We start from the raw sequence: 19,674 nt of genomic DNA on the forward strand, positions 1-19,674 counted from the left end.
TGTCCGGAATCAATGGAAAACATAGCAGCAATCGGAACTCACGGAGGAAATAGGCTGGCGACCCCTGTTCTGATGCCCGCCCATGTCCTCCCTTGATTCCGCCGTGACCGCTGTCCACGCAAACGCTCGCGCACGTCTTTCAGTCGTCCTGCTGGCGGTGTCCGCCTTCGTCATCGTCACCACCGAGTTCCTGATCGTCGGCCTGTTGCCCGCGCTGGCGCGCGACCTTGGCCTGGGCATCGCCCGAGCGGGGCAGCTGGTCACCTTGTTCGCGTTCACCGTGATGCTGGCCGGGCCACCCTTGACCGCGCTGCTGTCACACGTCGGCCGGCGCGGCCTGTTCGTGGTCATCCTGCTGTTGTTCGCGGCTTCCAACGCGCTGGCCGCGATGGCCACGCAGCCGTGGCTGCTGGCGCTGGCGCGGGTGCTGCCGGCACTGGCCCTGCCGGTGTTCTGGGGCACCGCCAGCGAGACTGCTGTGCAGCTGGCTCCTGCAGGGCAGGGAGGCCGTGCGGTCGCGCGGGTCTACCTGGGTATCACCGCCGCAATGCTGTTCGGTATCCCACTGGGGACGTTGGCCGCCGACGCCCTCGGTTGGCGCGGCAGCTTCTGGCTGTTGGCGGCCCTGTCGCTGTTGATGGCGGGCGCGCTGGCGTTGTGGATGCCGGACACCGTGGCCGGGCCGCGGCGCGCGCTGGGCGAGCAGGCACGTGTGCTGCGCCAGCCGCAGTTGCTGGGCCATGTGCTGCTGTCGGTGCTGGTGTTCACCGCGATGTTTGCTGCCTACACCTACCTGGCCGATGTACTGGAGCGGCTGATGCGGGTACCGGCTGCACAGGTGGGCTGGTGGTTGATGGGCTTCGGCGCCGTGGGACTGCTCGGCAATGCACTGGGTGGGCGCTGGGTCGATCGTGCGCCCCTGGGCGCGACCCTGGTGTTCTGCGCGGTGCTGGCGCTGGGCATGCTGGCCAGTGTCGGGCTGGCCGGCCACGGCGCATTCGTGCTCATCGCATTGGTCCTGTGGGGTGTGGCGCATACCGCATTGTTCCCGCTGTGCCAGGTGCGGGTGATGCGTGCAGCGCCCCAGGCACAGGCGCTGGCCGGAACCTTGAATGTGTCTGCGGCCAACGCCGGCATCGGCCTGGGTGCGCTGCTGGGAGGTGGGGCCATCGAACGCTTCGGCCTGGCATCGCTGGGCGCGGTGGGCGCGGCCGTCGCGTTGCTGGCGATTGCCGCTGGCCTGTTGCTGGGATGGCTTGCGCGGTCTCGTTCATCCACGCATGGTGTGGATCTGCCTCATTGAAAAGCAAACAGAAAAGCCCGGGTGTCTGCACACCCGGGCTTCTTCATCCACGCATGGCGTGGAATTACTTTGCTTCGGCGTCGGCCGGGGTGAAACGCGGCATTGCCGCAGCGGCACCTTCCTTCTCGGTCGAACGACCGGCGAACTGGTTGGCGAAGCGCACGTGACGGGCGAACGGGGCGTCGGCCACCTGTGCCAGCGATGCGGCCAGCGCACCGTTGAAGGCGTCGCCGGCGCCGGTGGTGTCGATCGCCTGCACCTGTTCGGCACCCACGCGGTAGTACGGCTGGGTATCGCCGCGCAGGTTCTCGTCGGCATGCGACACGAACACGCCCACCGAACCCAGGGTCACCACCACCGTGCCGTTGCCGACCAGCTTGCGGCACAGCGCGTGCAGGCTGGCGCCATCCAGCGCGGCGACGTCGTTGGCATCCACGCGCTCACCGACATGACGGCCGAGCAGGGCGGCGAACTCGGTCTCGTTCGGGGTGATCACATCGGCCAGCTTGAGCAGGCCGATGGTGGAGGGGGCATCGGCCGGTGCGGTGTTGAGCACGGTGGTGACGCCGGCCTCGCGGGCCGTGGCCAGTGCCGCTTCGATGGTCTGCACCGGCGATTCCAGCTGCACCAGCACCACCTTGGCGCCGGTCAGCAGCGCCTGCTGCTGTTGCAGGAAGTCGGTGCTCAGCGCGGCGTTGGCACCCGGGCCGATCACGATGGTGTTGCGGCCGCGCGCGTCCACATAGATGCCGGCGGTGCCGGTCGGTTCGCTGCTGGCCTCGGCGATCAGACCGAAGCCGTCCTGCGCGGCCAGCTCACGGGCGGTGGCGCCACCGGCATCGTCGCCCAGCGCGCACACGAAGTGGGTGTCGGCACCGGCGCGGCAGGCCGCCACGGCCTGGTTGAAGCCCTTGCCACCGGGGCCGGTGCTGTAACGGCCGGCAATGGTCGCACCCGGTGCCGGCAGCGACTCGCACCGCCACACGTGATCGACATTGAAGGAACCGACGACAACGACACTGCTGCTCATAGGGAATCTTTTCTCAACCAAGGGTTCAACTGAAGTGCGTCAGCACGCCGGCGATGGTCGCCGTCATGAAGGTGGCAATGGTACCGCCCAGCACGGCGCGCAGGCCGAACTTGGCCAGGTCGTGGCGACGTTCCGGGGCCAGCCCGCCGATGCCGCCGATCTGGATCGCGATCGAGCTGAAGTTGGCGAAGCCGCACAGCGCGTAGGTAGCGATCAGGCGACCTTCCTCGGACAGGCTCACGCCGGCGATCTGGCCGTTCACGATCTGCGACAGCTCGGTGTAGGCCACGAACTCGTTGATCACGACCTTCTGGCCGATCAGCGAACCGACGGTGGTGGCATCGGCCCACGGGGTGCCGATCACCCAGGCGATCGGGGCCAGTACGTAACCGAAGATGGTCGACAGGTTGGTCGGCTTGCCGATGGCAGCGGCCAGGCCGGTCACATCGCCAATCCAGGTAAGCGGTGCGTTCAACAGCGCGATCAGAGCGATGAAGGCCAGCAGCATCGCACCGATGTTCAGCGCCAGCTTCAGGCCGTCACCGGCGCCGGCAGCGGCCGCGTCGATGATGTTGCTGGAGGTCTTTTCTACTTCCATCTTCACCGTGCCGCGGGTCAGCGGGGTGCCGGTTTCCGGGATCAGCAGCTTGGCCACGACCAGGGTGGCCGGGGCCGCCATGATGCTGGCCGCCAGCAGGTGCTTGGCATAGAAGGCCTGCTGCGCCGGATCACCGCCGCCGAGCATGCCCACGTAGGCCGCCAGCACGCCACCGGCGATGTGTGCCATGCCGCCGATCATCATGGTCAGCAGCTCGGACTGGGTCATCCTGGCGATGTACGGGCGCACGGTCAGCGGTGCCTCGGTCTGGCCGATGAAGACGCTGGCGCAGACGCTGGTGGTTTCCGCGCCGGACACGCGCATCACCTTGGTGATCGACCACGCCATCACGCGCACAATCGCCTGCATGACGTTGAGGTGGTACATCACCCCCATCAGTGCAGAGAAGAAGATGATGGTCGGCAACACCTGGAAGGCAAAGATGAAGCCGTAATTCTTGGTGTCCATCAACGAGCCGAAGATGAAGCCCGAGCCCTCGTTGACGTAGCTGAGGATCTTGACGAAGCCCTTGCCCAGCGCGTCGAACACGTCGCGCCCGCCCGGCACCAGGATCACCAGCGCCGCAAAGGCGATCTGCAGGGTGATACCGGTGGCAACCAGCTTCCAGTCAACCGCGCGCTTGTTATTGGAAAACAACCAGGTGATGCCGATCAGCACCGCCAACCCGAACAGGCCGAAGCCGATCCTGCCCAAACCTTCGACCATGTGAGTGACTCCCCTGGGGCGTCGCGAAAAACGGGAAGCCTAGTGCAGGGCAGGGGCCGGGGCAAGAAAAAGCAGCGTGTGCGCGGCCATCGGTGCCGATCAGGCCAGCAACGGCAAGGGCTTGCGGCTGGCGGCGGCAGGTAGAATGGGGTTTGATCCCGGCCCGGATGCGGGCCCGCAGCAGGAGATTCGCATGCAATACCGTCGCCTGGGCTCCACCGGCCTGCCGATTTCCGCCTTGTCCTTCGGCGCCTGGGTGACCTTCGGCGATCAGGTTCCGCGCGATGAGGCCCGCAACCTGGTGGCCGCCGCCTGGGATCATGGCGTCAATTTCTTCGACAACGCCGAGGGCTATGCCAACGGCCGTGCCGAACAGGTCATGGGGGACGTGATCACCGACCTGCGCCTGCCGCGCGACGGCTTCTGCGTGTCCAGCAAGGTGTTCTTCGGCAGCGCCAAGGACCCGCGACCGACCCAGCGCGGACTGTCGCGCAAGCACGTGACCGACGCCTGCCACGCTGCACTCAAGCGCCTGCGGGTGGACTACCTGGACCTTTATTACTGCCACCGCCCGGATCCGGACGCGCCGATCGCCGAGACCGTGCACGCCATGGATACCCTGGTACGGCAGGGCAAGATCCTTTACTGGGGCACCTCGGAGTGGTCGGCGGCGCAGATCCAGCAGGCGCTGGACATCGCCGAGGCGCGCAACCTGCAGGGCCCGTCGATGGAGCAGCCGCAGTACAACCTGCTGCACCGCGAGCGGGTCGAGGTCGAGTACGCGCCGCTGTATGCCGGTGCCGGCCTGGGCACCACCATCTTCTCGCCGCTGGCCTCGGGCCTGCTCACCGGCAAGTACGACCAAGGCATCCCGGCCGATGCAAGGCTGGGGCGCGAAGGCATGGAGTGGTTGCAGGACCTGGTGCTGGGGGCCGACGCCGGGGCCCGCCTGGGTCAGGTGCGCCGTTTCAGCGAAGTCGCGCGCGCGCTGGGCCAGGCCCCGGCCACGCTGGCGATTGCCTGGTGCCTGCGCAACCCGAATGTCTCCAGCGTGATCCTCGGCGCCAGCCGGGTCAGCCAGCTGCTGCAGAACCTGCAGGCACTGGACGTGCTGGAGCAGGTCGACGCCGCCGGCTGGGCCCAGGTCGAAGCCGTCTTCGCCTGAACCCCGGGGGCCGACCGGGCCTGGGGCCTCGGCCAGGTCGGCTCGGCCGAGGGATCGGGAACGGGATCGGTAGAGTCGACTGTTAGTCGACTGCTTCGAATAAACGACTGCTTCGAGCAACAGCAGTCGACTAACAGTCGACTCTACACATCTACGCCGCTATTTGATTGACAAAAGCTATCGAATTTCCGAATTCGATCATTAATCTCATCAATGAAATTGAGAATGGTTGTTGATTGTCAACTGAGAATCATTATCATTTAACTCGTCCCTCGCACGAGTCCAGATGCTCATGAATGCTCAACCTGTACTGCTGCGCCCCGAAACGCTGACGCTCCGCGATCGACCGGTCCGCGTCGTTCCGCCGGAAGAGGTCATCGACAGCGAAGCCCTGCTCAAGGGCCGTCGTGAAATCCTGATCCAGCACGGCGACCGCTTCTATCGCCTGCGGCACACCAGCAACGACAAGCTGATCCTGACCAAGTAATCGCGGCCTGGTCGCCCGCCTCCCTCCCTCCTGCCGGCAGCGCCGACAGGGTGGGCGACCCGTCCGCTCCTGCTCTCTCCCCCTCGGTCTACCGCGTGCACCTTCCGGGTGTGCCGGTAACCGGGGGTTCCCCTGCCTGACCAAACGAACCCGATGACCCGCCATTCCGCCCTTTGCCTTGCTGTCTGGATGGCGCTGCCGCTGTCCGCCCACGCTGCTGCCACTGCCACACCCGATGCGCGCGAATTCGATCGGGTGCAGGTCACCGCCACCCGCACCGAGCGGGCCGTGAGCGACGTGGCGGCCACCGTGGACGTCATCGACCGTGAGCAGATGGACCGGTACCTGGTGCAGGACATCAAGGATCTGGTGCGCTACGAACCGGGCCTGTCGGTCACCCGCAGCGCGACCCGCTTCGGCCTGGATGGTTTCCGCATCCGTGGCCTGGACGGCAACCGCGTGCGCATCCAGACCGACGGCATCGTCATGCCGACCCGGTTCGACATCGGTTCGTTCGCCAGTTCCAACCGCAACTTCACCGACCTCGATACGCTCAAGCGCGTCGAGATCGTGCGTGGCCCGGCCAGCTCGCTGTACGGCTCCGATGCACTCGGCGGCGTGGTCGCGTTCGTGACCAAGGACCCGGCCGACTACCTCAAGGACGGCAAGAACAGCTACTTCGGCCTGAAGTTCGGCTACGACGGTGAGTGGAAGGGCCTGCTTGGCGGTGCCACGGCGGCCTTTGGTGGTGACCATTGGAGCGGCCTGGTCAACGTCAACCACCACCAGGGTCAGGAAACCGACAATAAGGGCACGGTGCGCAGCGACAACGACACCCGCACGGCGTCCAATCCGCAGGATCGCGACGGCCGCAGCCTGCTCAGCAAGCTGGTCTATGCACCGAGCGAGGACCAGCGCTTCCGCCTGACCGTGGAAGGCAACGAAGACACCACCGATACCAATGTCCTGTCGGCGATTGCCAGTGTTGCGCCGCGTCCCGGCGCGATGGCTGCCGCAACTGGCATGAAGTCCCACGACACCCAGAAGCGCAACCGCGTGTCCTTCGCCCACGAAATGGATGCGCTGGACCAGCCGTTCGCCGACAGCCTGCACTGGCAGGTGTACGCGCAGAACAGCGAAACCCGGCAGCAGACCGACGAAACGCGCACCGACGGCACCCGCCGCCACCGCGTGTTCTCCTTCGACCAGCATGCCTATGGCCTGCAGGCGCAGTTCAACAAGGCGTTCACCACCGGCAGCGTCGAGCACGCAGTGACCTACGGTTTCGAAGGCACCCGTACCGAGATCCGCCAGAAGCGCGACGGCTACCAGGTCAGCAAGGCGGGCGTGGTCAGCAACACGGTGTTGCCGGACACCTTCCCGGTGCGTGACTTCCCGATCAGCAAGACCACCGAGCTGGGCCTGTATGCACAGGATGAGATGCGCTTTGCCGATGGCAGGCTGTCGCTGGTGCCGGGCGTGCGCGTGGACCGCTACGAGCTGAAGCCGGAAGTGGACAGCATCTTCGCCGAAGACAACCCGACCACGGCCGTGGCGCAGCTGAAGAAGACCAGCGTGTCGCCGAAGCTGGGCATGGTCTGGCGCTTTACCGACCAGTGGTCGTTGTTCGCCGGTTATGCGCGTGGCTTCCGATCGCCGCCGTACAACGACGTCAACATCGGCCTGACCAATGTCGCCTTCCGCTATACCGCCATCGCCAATCCGGACCTGAAGCCCGAAACCAGCGACGGCTACGAACTGGGCCTGCGCTTCATCGCGCCGGCGGCGTACGTCAGCGTCAGCGGCTACTACAACGACTACAAGGATTTCATCCAGTCCAACGTCGATACCGGCCGCAACGCACAGGGTTTGACCGTGTTCCAGTCGCAGAACATCGCCGAAGCACGCATCTATGGCGCGGAAATGAAGGCCGGCATCGAGTTCGGCGAGCTCAGCCCGGCGCTGAAGGGCTGGGCGCTGCGCAGTGCGTTGGCATGGTCGCGTGGTGACAACCGGACCGATGACGAACCGCTGGCCTCGGTCGATCCGCTTCGCGGCACGCTGGGCCTGATGTACGACACCGATACCTGGGGCGTCGAACTGGCCGGCACCTTCGTACAGCGCAAGAAGCGCCTGCCGCCGCCTGCCGCGCAGACCAATCCGAACGCACCGGCACCCTTCGTCTACCAGCCGGCCGGCTACGGCGTGCTGGACCTGATGGCGCACTGGAACTTCGCACCGGGTGCCACCTTCAATGTCGGCGTGTTCAACCTGGCCGACAAGCGCTACATCGAATGGTCGTCGATCACCCCGAGCCTGATCACCAATCGCGCACTGAGCGATCGTTTCAGCAGCCCGGGCCGCACCTTCTCCGCCAGCCTTGCCGTTTCCTGGTGACCTCATGAGCCGAGCACTGTCCGCACGCAGGAATGACTCCATCGCCGCGCCGCACAGCGGGGCCTGGCCGACCCCGGCACAGCTGGCCACGCTCGGCACCGTGTTGTGCCTGTACCACGCTGACGGCAACGAGCTGGGTGGCTGGCGCCAGGCCGTACGCGTGCACGCCTGCCAGGGCGTGGACAGCGAGGGCCTGCGCGAAAGCCTGTGCTTCCTCGATGGCCGCGGCCGCTGCGTGTGGCGTCTGTACCTGCTACCGGACAGCGATTTCCTGGCCTGGGACCGGCTGGTGGCCGCGTTGCCGCCGGGACCGGAACACGACAGCGATGGCAGCGTCGGCGAACGACTGTGGCGGCGCCTGGCCGGCCATCTCGGCGGCCAGCGCTGGCGCCTGTGCGCGCTGCGCCTGCACGCCGCCGACGACGGGCGCACCCTGGCGGCCAGCCTGTCGACCCTGTCCTCGCTGGGCGCGGCCACCGCCCGCCGCATCGCACGCCTGGAAGGTGCTGAAGGCGAACTGGTGATCGACGACTGTTGTTGTGCCGACGCCGCCCGGCGCCCGGCGCCACGGATTCCCGGCGACCTGCCGCTGATCCGCCTGTGACCCTCTCCTGATGGAACGCCCGTTGGCCACGGATGGCCCCTCAATGAATCTGCACCCCCGAAGGAAGACCCCGATGAAGCTCCAGACAGCCGGCGCCATGCTGCTGCTCGCCGCCAGCGGCGTGGCCAGCGCGCAGCCCTCCGATATCGCCCGCGACCACGACAGCATCCTTGCCATGCAGGGTGAGTACACCGTGGACTTCGCGTTCGACGAGACCGTGCTGCTGAAGCCGGGCTACGAGCGTGCACCGGCGATGCGCAGCGGTGGCAGCGAAGTGGTCATCGTGGTCGAGGACACGCCGAAGCGCATCGTGCTGCAGCACCTGCTGCTGGATGAGAAGAGCGGCCACATCACCAAGCACTGGCGCCAGGACTGGGTGTACGAGGCACCGAACCGTTTCGAGTTCAGTGCCGACCAGACCTGGAAGGTGCGCAGCATTCCGGCGGCGGTGAACCAGGGCGCCTGGACCCAGTGCGTGTACGAAGTGAGCGACGCACCGCGCTACTGCGGCACCGGCACCTGGACCTACACCAACAACGTGCCGAGCTGGACCAGCGACCTGAGCTGGCGCCCGCTGCCGCGCCGTGAGTACACCAAGCGCAGCGACTACAACGCGCTGGCCGTGATCAACCGCCACACGCTGACCCCGAACGGCTGGACCCACGAACAGTTCAACACCAAGGTGCAGCGCAACGCCGACGGCAGCCAGGTGGAGATCGCACGCGAGTTCGGCTTCAACGACTACGTGAAGACCACCGAGATCGACTTCACCCCGGCGCGCGACTACTGGAAGGCGACTGCCGGTTACTGGGCCAAGGTGCGCCAGCGCTGGGACGGTTTCCTGGCCCAGGCCCCGGGCGTGCACCTGAAGACCAGGATCGACGGCATGGCGATGATCATCCCGCTGTTCACCCAGGCCGAAGAAATCCAGTCCGGCAAGAAGGTGAAGGACACGCAGATCGACGACGTGTTCGCCAAGTACGTGGAAAAAGCCCAGTAGATCCACGCCATGCGTGGATGTGCTTGTTCCTTGAACACTGGCAACGCCGTCATGTGTTCTTGGTAAGTGCCGAGCTTGCTCGGCACGCGCCCCGGTCCGGCGCCGCCTCAGGCCTCGCGCAGGGCCAGTGCCGGTGGCGTATGCAGGATCGCCCGCGTACCCCACCAGCCCGCCAGCAGGCTCAACCCGATACCGACCACGCCGCCGATCAGCAGGCCCGGCCACGGCGGCAGCAACGGCAGCTCGAACACCTTCTGCGAGACCGCCACACCGATGGCGGCCGCCGCCCCCACTGCCAGCAACGCGGCCAGGGTGCCCAGCGCGCCGAATTCCACCAGCACCGCGCCGCGCAGCTGCCGCCGGGTCGCGCCCAGCGTGCGCAGCACCGCGCTGTCGTAGCGACGCTCGCCCGCCGTGGCCTGCAGCGCGGCCAGCAGCACCAGTACGCCGGCCAGCAGGCTGAACACCATCACCAGCTGCACCGCCTGTGCCACCCGTTCCATCACATCGCGCACCTGCGAGATCACCGCATCCACGTCCAGCAGCGACAGGTTGGGCTGCGCGCGTACCAGCTCGCCCAGTCCGGCTGCCTTGCCGGCCGGCAGATGGAACGCCGACAGCAGGTTGTGCGGGGTGTCACCCACGGCGTTGGGGTTCAACAGCACGAAGAAGTTCGGCCGGAAGGTGTTCCAGTCCGCCTTGCGCACGCTGGTGACGGTGAATTCGCGTTCCTGCTCGCCCACTGCAATGGTGATGCGGTCGCCCGGATGCACGCCGTAGCGTTTGGCCCAGCCGATCTCCACCGAGGCTTCCGGCGCGGTGCTGTCGGCCTTCCAGAACGTGCCATTGACCAGCGTATTGGCCGGCGGGAAGGTGCTGCGCCAGCTGAAGTTCAACGGCCGGTTCTCGTCATCGTCATCGCGCTGGCCGCCCTGCGCCGGTTGCCCGTCCTGTCCGGGCTCGCGATCCACGCGCAGCGGCGGCTTGCCGTTGATGGCGATCAGGCGCCCGGTGGCCATTGGTTCGATGCTGGCGTCATTGGCACCCAGCCCACGCAGCGCTGCCAGCACGCTGTCGCGTTGCTCGGGCTGGATGTTGATCAGGAAGTAGTTCGGTGTATTCGCAGGCAACCGCTCGCGCCACTGCTGCAGCAGGCCGGGACCGGTCACTGCCAGCAACAGCAGCGCACACAGCGACAGTGACAAGCCCACCAGCTGCATCACCGCCAGCATCCGGCGCCGGGTCAGCGCCGCCAGGCCCAACCGCCAGTGGCCGTGCAGGCGATGCTGCAGGCCGCGCATCAACTGCAGCAGCACGAAACCGACCACGCCGGCCGCCACCGCCAGCCCGCCCAGGCCCCCCAGCACCCACAAGGCCAGCTTGAGGTCGCCGGTGACCTGCACCGCCAGCACCAGGCTGGCCCCCAGCGCGGCCACATAGGCCAGCAGCGAGGCCGGTGGCAGCGTGGCGAAGGAACGGTTGAGTACGCGCATTGGCGGCACCCCGCGCAGGCGCAGCAGCGGTGGCAGGCCGAAGCCGAACAGCAGCAACAGGCCGATGCCGGCACCGGTCAGCGCCGGCATTGCCTCCGGCAGTGGCAGGCGCTGCGGCACCAGGCTGCCCAGCACCTGTACCAGCCCTTCCTGGGCGGCCATGCCCAGGCCGATGCCAAGCGCACAGGCCGGTACTGCCAGCATCAGCAGCTGCAGTGCCAGGCCGAGCAGGATGTCGCGCTGGCGCGCACCGAGGCAGCGCAGGATCGCCACCTGGTCGATGCGGCGCAGGGCGAAGCGGTTGGCCGCCAATGCGGTGGCCACGCCCGCCAGCAGCACCGCCAGCAGCGCGCTCAGGCCGAGGAAGCGGCCGGCCAGGTCGAAGGCCTGGCGCACGCCGCGCTGGGTGTCATCCACGCTCAGCAGGCGCAGGCCCTTCACCTGTGGCAGCAGCCACTCGCGCAGGGACGCGATCTGCCCCGCCGGTCCCGCAAACATCAGCCGGTAGTTGATGCGGCTGCCGGGGCCGAGCAGGCCGGTGCCCTCCACGTCAGCACGGTTGACCAGCAGGGTGGGGGATAGGGTCAACAGGTCGCCACCGGCATCCGGCTCGGCCTCGATGATGCCGGCGATACGCAGCGTGCCGGCGCCGAATTCGAGGTCATCGCCGGCCTTCAGCCCCAGCCCCTGCAGCAGGCGCGGGTCGGCATAGGCCTGGCCCTTGGGGGGCATGCCGGCCTCGGCGATCAGCGCGCCACCGGGCGTGCTGCGCACCCGCAGCGTGCCGCGCAGTGGATAGCCCGCCTGCACCGCTTTGATGCTGGCCATCTGGCTGGCATCACCGTTGAACAGCACGCTGCCGAAGCTGGCGATACGGGTGAAGGCCAGTCCACGCCGTTGTGCCTCGTCGGCGAACGCCTGCGGCGGGTCATCGCGCCCGGCAATGCCGAGGTCACCGCCGAGCATTTCCGCTGCGCTGCCGGTCAGTGCCAGATTGACCCGGTTCACCAGCGTGCCGACCGCGGTCATCACTGCCACGCCCAGCACCAGTGCGGCGAACACGGTCAGCAGGTCGCCGGCCAGCGCCTCGCGGCGCAGCGCGCGCCACGCGTGCCGCAGCAGGTTCATGCCTGCGCCCCACGCTCGACCGGCAGCAGGCGGCCATTGTCGATGCGGTGGATGTACTGGCAACGCTGGGCCAGGCGCAGGTCGTGGGTGACCAGCACCAGCGTGGTGCCGCTGCTCGCGTTGAGTTCGAACAGCAGGTCGCTGATGTGCTGGCCGGTGGCGTGGTCCAGCGAGCCGGTCGGTTCGTCGGCGAACAGGATGCGTGGGCGGGTGACGAAGGCGCGCGCCAGTGCCACGCGCTGCTGCTCGCCGCCGGACAGCTGGCGCGGGTAGTGGCGGGCGCGATGGGCCAGGCCGACCTGGGCCAGCACTTCATCGACCCGTACGCGGTCCTCGCGCCCGGCCAGCTCCAGTGGCAGCGCCACGTTCTCGGCGGCGGTCAGCGCCGGCAGCAGGTGGAAGCTCTGGAACACGAAACCGACCTCGCGTGCGCGCAGCTGGGCACGTGCTTCCTCATCCAGTGCCGCCAGATCCTGCCCGGCGAGGCCTATGCGGCCGCGGCTGGGCAGGTCCAGCCCGGCCAGCAGGCCGAGCAGGGTGGTCTTGCCGGAACCGGAGGCGCCGACGATGGCCGCGCTGGTGCCTTCATGGACGGTCAGGGTGATGTTGTCCAGTATGTGGACTTCACCCTCCGGGCCCTGCACGGATTTGCCGACCTGGTCGACGGCGATGGCAACGGACGCGCTGCGGGGGGACAGGCTGTCGATGAGGAGACTCCAATGCGCAAGACGGGATGGAGCCGGCGAGCCGGCGTGATGATGGTGCTGCTGCTAGGGTTCCTGCTGCTGCCCGGGCTGGCCTGTGCCAAAGGTCCGGCCGGCACCGTGCTGGTCCTGGGCGACAGCCTCAGTGCAGCCCACAATATCCCCGTCGACGCCGGCTGGGTCAGCCTGCTGCAGCAGCGGGTCAGGCAGCAGTCGAAAACCCCGGCGCGCATCGTCAACGCCAGCATGAGCGGGGAAACCACCGCCGGCGCGCTGACCCGCCTGCCGGGCCTGCTGGCGAAGGAAAAACCGACCGTGGTGGTGATTGCCCTCGGCGGCAATGACGCGCTGCGCGGACTGACCCCGGCGCAGGTGCAGGGCAACCTGGAAAAGATGGTGCAGGCCAGCCAGAAGGGCGGTGCCAAGGTGCTGCTGCTGGGCATCGACGTGCCGCCCAACTACGGCCCGGCCTACCGCCAGCGCCTGGCGGCCGCCTACAAGGCGCTGGCCACGCAGTACAAGGTGCCGCTGCTGCCGTTCCTGCTGGAGGGCGTGGCCCTGCAGCCGGGCATGATGCAGGCCGATGGCCTGCACCCGACCGCACAGGCGCAGCCGAAGGTGCTGGACAACGTCTGGCCGCTGCTGCGCCCTCTGCTCTGAACGATTTACTTCCCTCTTGACGGAACTTCACATCGCGTCCACCGTCGATCCGGCATGTTTCACAAAGCTGAAGTTAGAGGGAATCACATGCGTCAGACGAAGGAGACCTCCGGCTTGGTGCTGGTGGTCGAAGACAACCGCAACATCTCCGAGATGATCGGGGAATACCTGGAAGGTCGCGGCTTTGAAGTCGACTATGCACAGGACGGCCTGGATGGCTACCGCCTTGCGGCGGAAAACAGCTATGACGTCGTGGTGCTCGACTTGATGTTGCCGCGCCTGGATGGCATCGAAGTGTGCCGTCGCCTGCGCAACGATGCGCGCAAGTCCACCCCGGTGCTGATGCTCACGGCACGCGACACGCTGGACGACAAGCTCACCGGCCTCGGTTTCGGCGCCGATGACTACCTGACCAAGCCGTTCGCGATCCAGGAGCTGGAAGCCCGCCTGCGCGCGCTGATCCGCCGCGAACGTCGCCAGGTGGGGTCGGAAGTGCTCAAGGTCGCCGACCTGGTGCTCGATCCGGTCAGCATGCGTGCCACCCGTGCCGGTACCGAGCTGCAGCTGTCGCCGATCGGCCTGCGCCTGCTGACCATCCTGATGCGCGAATCGCCGCGCGTGGTCACCCGCCAGGAGATCGAACGCGAGATCTGGGGCAACGGCCTGCCGGATTCGGACACCCTGCGCAGCCATCTGTACAACCTGCGCAAGATCATCGACAAGCCGTTCGACCGTCCGCTGCTGCATACCGTGCAGAGTGCCGGCTACCGCATTGCCGACATCGCCCAGCCGATGGCCTGAGCAGGCCCGCGCCGGTGCAGCCGCAGGCCGGGCCGGGCTGCGGCCCGGCACAAGGGCAGGGGATGATCGTCCGGCAGTGCCGCCGGTCATCGCCCGTGCATCCCAACGGCGCGGTGCGCTGCCTATAATCGCAGCGCTCTGACCGGGACTCCGCAATGCCGCACGGCCTGCCGCGCAAGATCCGTATCGCTTTCATCCTGCAGGCAGTGCTGGCCAGCCTGGGCATCCTGCTCGGTGCGTGGCTGGTTTCGCTGGTGATCAAGCACAGCCTGGTCGGCGCCGCCCTGCGCGAGGAGGCGGCGTACTTCTGGACGCTGCACGAGGCCTCGCCGGTACAGCCTCCACCCAACACCCAGAACATCCGTGGCTACCTGCTGGAAAGCGGGCAGTCGGCCCTGTCGCTGCCGGCCAACCTGCGCAATCTGGAACCCGGCTTCCACGAACTGCCCAAGGACGACCAGCTGGTGCTGGTCGATGTGCGCCCGGCCGGCCGCCTGTACCTGGTGTTCCTGCGTTCGCGCGCGGAGATGCTGGCGTTCTGGTTCGGCATCGTGCCGGTGCTGCTGACCCTGCTGGCGGTGTATGGCGCCAGCTGGGTGACCTATCGGGCCTCCAAGCGCCTGGTGTCGCCGGTGAACTGGCTGGCGCGGCGCGTCTCACGCTGGGATCCGGGCCACCCGGAGGCAGCCGACCTGGAACCGAACAAGTTGCCGGCGGACATGCAGGGCGAGACCCGGCAGCTGGCGGCCGCACTGCATTCGCTGGCCAACCGGGTCAGCGCGCATGTGGCGCGCGAGCGCAATTTCACCCGCGACGCCAGCCATGAACTGCGCACACCGCTGACCGTCATCCGCGTGGCCAGCGACATGGCACTGGGCGATGACAGCCTGGAGCCGCGCCTGCGCCGCAGCCTGCAGCGCATCCAGCGTGCCGGCCGTGACATGGAGGCGGTGATCGATGCCTTCCTGATCCTGGCACGCGAGGCCGACGTCGAGCCCCAGGTCGAGCTGTTCGACGTCAACGACATCGTCCGCTATGAAGTGGACAACGCCAACGAACTGCTGGGTACGCGCCCGGTGTCGGTGCACCTGCACAGCGATGGCCCGGTGCAGCTGCATGCGCCGCCGCGGGTGCTGCAGGTGGTGGTCAGCAACCTGGTGCGCAACGCCTGCAGCTACACCGACGAAGGGCGCATCGACGTGCATGTGCACAACGACCGGGTGGTGGTGCGCGATACCGGTATCGGCATGTCGGCCGACGCGCTGTCGCGGGCCTTCGAGCCGTTCTACCGTGCCGAGCCGAGCCGTCCGCAGGGCACCGGCCTGGGCCTGTCGATCGTGCGCCGGCTGTGCGACCGCTTCGGCTGGAAGGTCAGCCTGGCCAGCGAGCCAGGCCAGGGCACCCAGGCCACGGTGATCTTCCGCTGAGGCGGCACCTGCTGCCTCGGTAGATGCCAACCAAGGTTGGCATCTACCGGAAGGCGTGCGCGTGGCGCCTCTGCGGCGTCCGCAGTCCCTCAGTTGCAGTTGACCTTCGGCGCCAGCGCCCTGGTCCAGATCGCATAGCCGGCCGGGGTCATGTGCAGCATGTCCTCGCGGAACAGCGACGCATCCGGCTGGCCATCGGTGCCGAGCATGGGTGTGTAGACGTCGGTGAAACCGGTATTGGGCAGCTTGGCCAGGGCGGCCTTGATCAGCGCGTTGGCTTCGTTGATCGCCGGCAGCAGATGCGCACGCGACGGGCTCGGCTTGATCGACAGGTACTCGACCCTGGTCTTCGGCAGGTCGCGATGCACGCGCTGCACGAAGGCCACCACATCGTCACGCACCTGCACGGCGCTGCGGCCGCTGTTGAGGTCGTTGTCACCGGCGTAGAAGAACACCTTGCACGGCGCATACGGCACCACGATGCGGTCGGCATACCAGGTGCTGTCGCGCACTTCCGAACCGCCGAAGCCGCGGTTGAACACCGGCTGGCCGGGGAAGTCGGCTGCCAGGCCTTCCCACATGCGGATCGAGGAGCTGCCGATGAACTCGATGCCGCCCCGTGGCGGCGGGTTGGCCTGGTCGGCGCTGGCGAAGCGGGCCATGTCGCCGGCCCAGGCCACGTTGGAGACCTGCTCGGGCACGCGCGGCGGCTTGGCCGGGCTCAGCGCCTGGGCCAGGGGGGCGACGGTCAGCAGGCCCAGCATCAGCAGGCGGGTACGGTGACGGGACATCAGGCGCTCCAGCAGGGAAGGGGAAAGCCATCATAGAAGCTGGGGCGGGCCGGGGCTTGCCCTAGGCAGTCCATTCACCGGGCCGGTGTCGGGATGCGGCTGGCGGCCTTGTGGCAAAATGGCGGCCATCTGCCTATCCCTGTGCACCCATGATTCCCTGCCGTGCGTCTGAGCGGTCGCTGCGCCGCGCCCCTGTTGCTGGATGTTCCACCCGTGGCTGATCAGTTCGGCCATCTGCCCCGCGGCCCGCGCCGCATCGTCCAGGCCGCCCGCTGGTCCTGGCAGGGCCTGCGCGCCGCCTGGCTGCACGAGTCCTCGTTCCGGCTGGAGGTCTACCTGCTGATCCTGCTGACCCCGGTCGCGATCTGGCTGGGCCAGACCCCGGTCGAGCGCGCGCTGCTGATCGGCTCGATGCTGCTGGTGCTGGCGATGGAACTGGCCAACTCGGCCATCGAAGCGGTGATCGAACGTTACGGCAGCGAGATCCATGAGCTGGCCGGCCGCGCCAAGGACATGGGCTCGGCGGCGGTCTTCGTGCTGATGATGAACGTGCTTCTGTGCTGGGCGCTGGTCGTGGTCCCGCATGCAATGGCCGGCAATTACGGCTGATCCCTCATTCCCCCTTGTTGAAGACTTCCCATGTCCCTTGAGTTTCTTGCCGATCCGAATGTCTGGTTGACCCTGTTCACGTTGAGCGCGCTGGAAATCGTGCTCGGCATCGACAACCTGGTGTTCATCTCCATCGCCGTCAGCAAGCTGCCAGAGCACCGCCGCCCGTTCGCGCGTCGGCTCGGCATCGCGGTGGCCTGTATCACCCGTATCTGCCTGCTGGTATCGCTGGCGTACCTGGCGCACATGCAGGCGAACCTGTTCACCGTGGCCGGCATGGGCATTTCCATCCGAGATCTGGTGCTGATCGTTGGTGGCCTGTTCCTGATCATCAAGGGTTGGATGGAGATCAAGGAAATGATCACCGGTGGCGAGGATGAAGATCCGAGCACGACCAAGACCTCGGCCGTGTTCGGCTACGTGATCGCGCAGATCGCGGTCATCGACATCGTGTTCTCGCTGGACTCGGTGATCACCGCGGTCGGCATCGCTGACCACGTGCCGGTGATGGTCGCCGCGATCCTGCTGTCGGTGGCGGTGATGCTGCTGGCTGCCAACCCGCTGGGCCGCTTCATCGATGCCAACCCGACCGTGAAGATGCTGGCGCTGGCCTTCATCCTGCTGATCGGTGCGGTGCTGATCCTGGATGGCCTGGATGTGCACATTCCCAAGCCCTACATCTACGCTGCCATGGGCTTCTCGGTGCTGGTGGAGTGGCTGAACCTGCTGATGCGCCGCCGCGCCCGCGAACACAATGTGCCGGGCGCCGGTAACTGGTAAGCGCATGACCCCGAACCCCCGGCCAACGCCGGGGGTTCTGCGTTGTGGGGCCCGGTTCTACACCGGCGCTGCGGTTTTTGCATCTGCAGCGGGGTTGCTGCCGCCACTTGTGAACCAGGATCAACAGTGTTTTCCCGGGGCGAGGCTTAATCCGGAACAGCAGAGCGCGCAGGCTACGCACTCCCGATTCCCGCCCCCAGGAAAACCTCCCATGAATTCCAGAGCCGCCTTGCTGGCGCTTGCCGTCGGCGCCTTCGCCATCGGAACCACCGAGTTTGCGCCGATGGGCCTGTTGCCAGTCATCGCCGACGGCGTGGGCGTGGGCATTCCCACCGCCGGCATGCTGATCACCGCCTACGCCGTGGGCGTGATGCTGGGGGCCCCGGTAATGACGCTGCTGATGGGACGGTTCGGCAAGCGCACCGCGCTGATGCTGCTGATGTCGATCTTCGTGGTCGGCAACCTGCTCTCGGCACTGGCCCCGAACTACGGCCTGCTGCTGCTGTCGCGTCTGGTCACCAGTCTCAATCACGGTGCCTTCTTCGGCATCGGTGCGGTGGTCGCCGCCAGCCTTGTGCCGAAGGACAAGCAGGCTGCTGCCGTGGCCACCATGTTCATGGGCCTGACCATCGCCAACATCGGTGGCGTGCCGCTGGCCACCTGGGTGGGCCAGCAGCTGGGCTGGCGCCTGTCCTTCGCCGGGACTGCGGTGCTGGGCCTGGTCGCGATCACCGCGCTCGGCTTCGCGCTGCCGGCGTCTGCGCCGGGTCCGCGCCCGGACGTGCGCCGCGAACTGAAGGCGATCCTGCAGCCGCAGGTGTTGCTGGCGATGGGCACCACGGTGCTCGGCGCGGGCGCGATGTTCACCCTCTACACCTACGTGGCGCCGGTGCTGACCGAGTTGACCGGTGCCTCCAATACCTTCATCGCGATGTCGCTGGCGCTGATCGGTATCGGCTTCACCTTCGGCAACGGTATCGGCGGGCGCATGGCTGACTGGTCGCTGGATGGCGCCACCCGGATCCTGCTGGCGGTCCTGGCCGTGCTGATGTTCGTGCTGCCGTTGGCCTTCATGCACCACGCTACTGCGGCGCTGGGCGTGCTGCTGTTCGGCGCGGCAACCTTTGCGATCGTGCCGCCGCTGCAGATCCGGGTGATGCAGGCGGCCAGCGAGGCGCCGGGCCTGGCGTCGTCGATCAACGTGGGTGCGTTCAACCTGGGCAATGCCGTGGGTGCCGCGCTGGGCGGTGCGGTGATCAGTTCGGGCCTGGGCTACGCGGCAATTCCGGTGGCCGGTGGCCTGCTGGCGGCATCGGGCCTGCTGCTGGCATGGCTGGGGCGTCCGCGCACTGCGGTGGCTGAGGCTTGCTGAGGAGTGTTGGATTCAGGCAGGGCTTGCAGCCCTGCACCCGCCGAATCAACGTCAACGTCAACGGCAAAAGCCTGCATTCCGTGGGTTGGCGGGGTGGGTCCGGTTGAGGGGGGCGCTGCAAGTACGTCCATGTAGCTCGGTCGCCGCTTGCTCGTGTGCGCTGTCCTGCGCACACGGCAAGACCGGGGTTGGGCGTCCTGCCCAACCCGCCCGAGGCATGCCTCGGGCCCATGCGGCTCACGCCCCCTCAACCGGACCCACCCCGCCTTCGACAGTTCTCCGCGATCTGTGGGAGTGGTATTCCGCTCTGGTAGGTGTCGACCTTGGTCGACACGAATGCCTGAAGGACCGGCTTTTGCTTTTGATTTTTTCTTTTGATCTCCCCGCGGTGCGCAGGAAATTGTCCGTGGCCGGGAGGGTGGGTTGGCTGGGGGCGTGAGCGCCATGGATGGCGCGACCGAGCCTTATCTGATGGAAATCTGGCAGCGTAGGTGTCGAGAGCCGGCGTGGGCCGCCGTACGAGCCTGGATCTCGACGATCGCCATGTAGCTTGGCGCCCACGCCGGAATCTCCCTTGATCCGCCCGAACAGTTGCTGGA

Annotated in this window: 17 protein-coding genes; 12 read left to right on the plus strand and 5 right to left on the minus strand. The window is 67.2% G+C overall.

What is annotated here, in order from left to right; translation table 11 throughout:
* The first annotated feature begins 82 nt into the window (after positions 1-82).
* A complete protein-coding gene (locus AC5QAH_RS20465) occupies positions 83-1,303 on the plus strand; it encodes an MFS transporter (protein ID WP_313412726.1) in 1,221 nt (406 codons plus the stop codon).
* Between the two features lie 64 nt (positions 1,304-1,367).
* Here AC5QAH_RS20465 and AC5QAH_RS20470 read toward each other — a convergent pair whose 3' ends face one another.
* Both AC5QAH_RS20470 and AC5QAH_RS20475 read right to left on the minus strand, forming a co-directional pair.
* Positions 1,368-2,333: a ribokinase gene (locus AC5QAH_RS20470; protein WP_010481872.1), complete on the minus strand. Its 966-nt coding sequence runs from the start codon at positions 2,331-2,333 to the stop codon at positions 1,368-1,370.
* A gap of 25 nt (positions 2,334-2,358) precedes the next feature.
* Positions 2,359-3,657 carry a NupC/NupG family nucleoside CNT transporter gene (locus tag AC5QAH_RS20475; RefSeq protein WP_049453452.1) on the minus strand — a complete coding sequence of 433 codons (1,299 nt, stop codon included), beginning with the start codon at positions 3,655-3,657 and terminating at the stop codon, positions 2,359-2,361.
* Between the two features lie 193 nt (positions 3,658-3,850).
* Between AC5QAH_RS20475 and AC5QAH_RS20480 the strand changes: the two genes are divergently transcribed.
* From AC5QAH_RS20480 to AC5QAH_RS20500, 5 genes are all read left to right on the plus strand, one after another.
* A complete protein-coding gene (locus tag AC5QAH_RS20480) occupies positions 3,851-4,822 on the plus strand; it encodes an aldo/keto reductase (RefSeq protein ID WP_010481868.1) in 972 nt (323 codons plus the stop codon).
* Between the two features lie 292 nt (positions 4,823-5,114).
* Entirely contained in the window at positions 5,115-5,309 is a 195-nt protein-coding gene (hemP, locus tag AC5QAH_RS20485; protein WP_005412278.1) for a hemin uptake protein HemP, read from the plus strand.
* Positions 5,310-5,462: 153 nt separating this feature from the next.
* Positions 5,463-7,706 (plus strand): TonB-dependent hemoglobin/transferrin/lactoferrin family receptor, encoded by a 2,244-nt coding sequence (locus tag AC5QAH_RS20490; RefSeq protein ID WP_495232541.1) that lies wholly within the window; start codon positions 5,463-5,465, stop codon positions 7,704-7,706.
* A 4-nt stretch (positions 7,707-7,710) separates the two neighbouring features.
* Positions 7,711-8,310 (plus strand): ChuX/HutX family heme-like substrate-binding protein, encoded by a 600-nt coding sequence (locus tag AC5QAH_RS20495; RefSeq protein WP_109815228.1) that lies wholly within the window; start codon positions 7,711-7,713, stop codon positions 8,308-8,310.
* Positions 8,311-8,383: 73 nt separating this feature from the next.
* Positions 8,384-9,310: a DUF6607 family protein gene (locus AC5QAH_RS20500; RefSeq protein WP_495232542.1), complete on the plus strand. Its 927-nt coding sequence runs from the start codon at positions 8,384-8,386 to the stop codon at positions 9,308-9,310.
* 107 nt (positions 9,311-9,417) lie between these two features.
* Here AC5QAH_RS20500 and AC5QAH_RS20505 read toward each other — a convergent pair whose 3' ends face one another.
* Together AC5QAH_RS20505 and AC5QAH_RS20510 are read right to left on the minus strand one after the other, a co-directional pair.
* A complete protein-coding gene (locus AC5QAH_RS20505) occupies positions 9,418-11,931 on the minus strand; it encodes an ABC transporter permease (protein WP_495232543.1) in 2,514 nt (837 codons plus the stop codon).
* On the minus strand, positions 11,928-12,575 hold the full coding sequence (locus AC5QAH_RS20510; protein WP_010481858.1) for an ABC transporter ATP-binding protein: 648 nt from the start codon (positions 12,573-12,575) through the stop codon (positions 11,928-11,930). Before AC5QAH_RS20510 ends, AC5QAH_RS20505 begins: the two co-directional genes overlap by 4 nt.
* Positions 12,576-12,650: 75 nt before the next feature.
* On the opposite strand from AC5QAH_RS20510, the gene AC5QAH_RS20515 reads away from it, so the two are divergent.
* From AC5QAH_RS20515 to AC5QAH_RS20525, 3 genes are all read left to right on the plus strand, one after another.
* Entirely contained in the window at positions 12,651-13,295 is a 645-nt protein-coding gene (locus AC5QAH_RS20515; RefSeq protein ID WP_057504249.1) for an arylesterase, read from the plus strand.
* Positions 13,296-13,382: 87 nt separating this feature from the next.
* On the plus strand, positions 13,383-14,096 hold the full coding sequence (locus AC5QAH_RS20520; protein WP_002811889.1) for a response regulator transcription factor: 714 nt from the start codon (positions 13,383-13,385) through the stop codon (positions 14,094-14,096).
* 155 nt (positions 14,097-14,251) lie between these two features.
* Positions 14,252-15,523, plus strand: a complete 1,272-nt coding sequence (locus tag AC5QAH_RS20525) for a sensor histidine kinase (protein ID WP_010481856.1) — start codon at positions 14,252-14,254, stop codon at positions 15,521-15,523.
* An 89-nt stretch (positions 15,524-15,612) separates the two neighbouring features.
* Here the strand turns inward: AC5QAH_RS20525 and AC5QAH_RS20530 are convergent, their stop codons facing one another.
* A complete protein-coding gene (locus tag AC5QAH_RS20530; RefSeq protein WP_010481855.1) occupies positions 15,613-16,314 on the minus strand; it encodes an SGNH/GDSL hydrolase family protein in 702 nt (233 codons plus the stop codon).
* Between the two features lie 213 nt (positions 16,315-16,527).
* On the opposite strand from AC5QAH_RS20530, the gene AC5QAH_RS20535 reads away from it, so the two are divergent.
* From AC5QAH_RS20535 to AC5QAH_RS20545, 3 genes are all read left to right on the plus strand, one after another.
* The gene (locus AC5QAH_RS20535) at positions 16,528-16,923 is read left to right on the plus strand and encodes a diacylglycerol kinase (RefSeq protein ID WP_010481854.1); all 396 of its coding nucleotides are present in this window, start codon (positions 16,528-16,530) and stop codon (positions 16,921-16,923) included.
* Between the two features lie 30 nt (positions 16,924-16,953).
* Positions 16,954-17,703: a TerC family protein gene (locus tag AC5QAH_RS20540; protein ID WP_010481853.1), complete on the plus strand. Its 750-nt coding sequence runs from the start codon at positions 16,954-16,956 to the stop codon at positions 17,701-17,703.
* A gap of 211 nt (positions 17,704-17,914) precedes the next feature.
* On the plus strand, positions 17,915-19,075 hold the full coding sequence (locus AC5QAH_RS20545; RefSeq protein WP_100447716.1) for an MFS transporter: 1,161 nt from the start codon (positions 17,915-17,917) through the stop codon (positions 19,073-19,075).
* The last annotated feature ends 599 nt before the right edge of the window (positions 19,076-19,674 follow it).

The organism is Stenotrophomonas sp. YJH_SMC_43, from assembly GCF_059372535.1.

What these genes read in the sequence shown, in the direction of transcription:
- AC5QAH_RS20540 (WP_010481853.1), top strand. Translation starts at nt 16,954, where the DNA reads ATGTCCCTTGAGTTTCTTGCCGATCCGAATGTCTGGTTGACCCTGTTC.
- hemP (WP_005412278.1), top strand. Translation starts at nt 5,115, where the DNA reads ATGAATGCTCAACCTGTACTGCTGCGCCCCGAAACGCTGACGCTCCGC.
- AC5QAH_RS20480 (WP_010481868.1), top strand. Translation starts at nt 3,851, where the DNA reads ATGCAATACCGTCGCCTGGGCTCCACCGGCCTGCCGATTTCCGCCTTG.
- AC5QAH_RS20530 (WP_010481855.1), bottom strand. Translation starts at nt 16,314, where the DNA reads ATGTCCCGTCACCGTACCCGCCTGCTGATGCTGGGCCTGCTGACCGTC.
- AC5QAH_RS20545 (WP_100447716.1), top strand. Translation starts at nt 17,915, where the DNA reads ATGAATTCCAGAGCCGCCTTGCTGGCGCTTGCCGTCGGCGCCTTCGCC.
- AC5QAH_RS20520 (WP_002811889.1), top strand. Translation starts at nt 13,383, where the DNA reads ATGCGTCAGACGAAGGAGACCTCCGGCTTGGTGCTGGTGGTCGAAGAC.
- AC5QAH_RS20515 (WP_057504249.1), top strand. Translation starts at nt 12,651, where the DNA reads ATGCGCAAGACGGGATGGAGCCGGCGAGCCGGCGTGATGATGGTGCTG.
- AC5QAH_RS20465 (WP_313412726.1), top strand. Translation starts at nt 83, where the DNA reads ATGTCCTCCCTTGATTCCGCCGTGACCGCTGTCCACGCAAACGCTCGC.
- AC5QAH_RS20490 (WP_495232541.1), top strand. Translation starts at nt 5,463, where the DNA reads ATGACCCGCCATTCCGCCCTTTGCCTTGCTGTCTGGATGGCGCTGCCG.
- AC5QAH_RS20505 (WP_495232543.1), bottom strand. Translation starts at nt 11,931, where the DNA reads ATGAACCTGCTGCGGCACGCGTGGCGCGCGCTGCGCCGCGAGGCGCTG.
- AC5QAH_RS20475 (WP_049453452.1), bottom strand. Translation starts at nt 3,657, where the DNA reads ATGGTCGAAGGTTTGGGCAGGATCGGCTTCGGCCTGTTCGGGTTGGCG.
- AC5QAH_RS20470 (WP_010481872.1), bottom strand. Translation starts at nt 2,333, where the DNA reads ATGAGCAGCAGTGTCGTTGTCGTCGGTTCCTTCAATGTCGATCACGTG.
- AC5QAH_RS20495 (WP_109815228.1), top strand. Translation starts at nt 7,711, where the DNA reads ATGAGCCGAGCACTGTCCGCACGCAGGAATGACTCCATCGCCGCGCCG.
- AC5QAH_RS20525 (WP_010481856.1), top strand. Translation starts at nt 14,252, where the DNA reads ATGCCGCACGGCCTGCCGCGCAAGATCCGTATCGCTTTCATCCTGCAG.
- AC5QAH_RS20500 (WP_495232542.1), top strand. Translation starts at nt 8,384, where the DNA reads ATGAAGCTCCAGACAGCCGGCGCCATGCTGCTGCTCGCCGCCAGCGGC.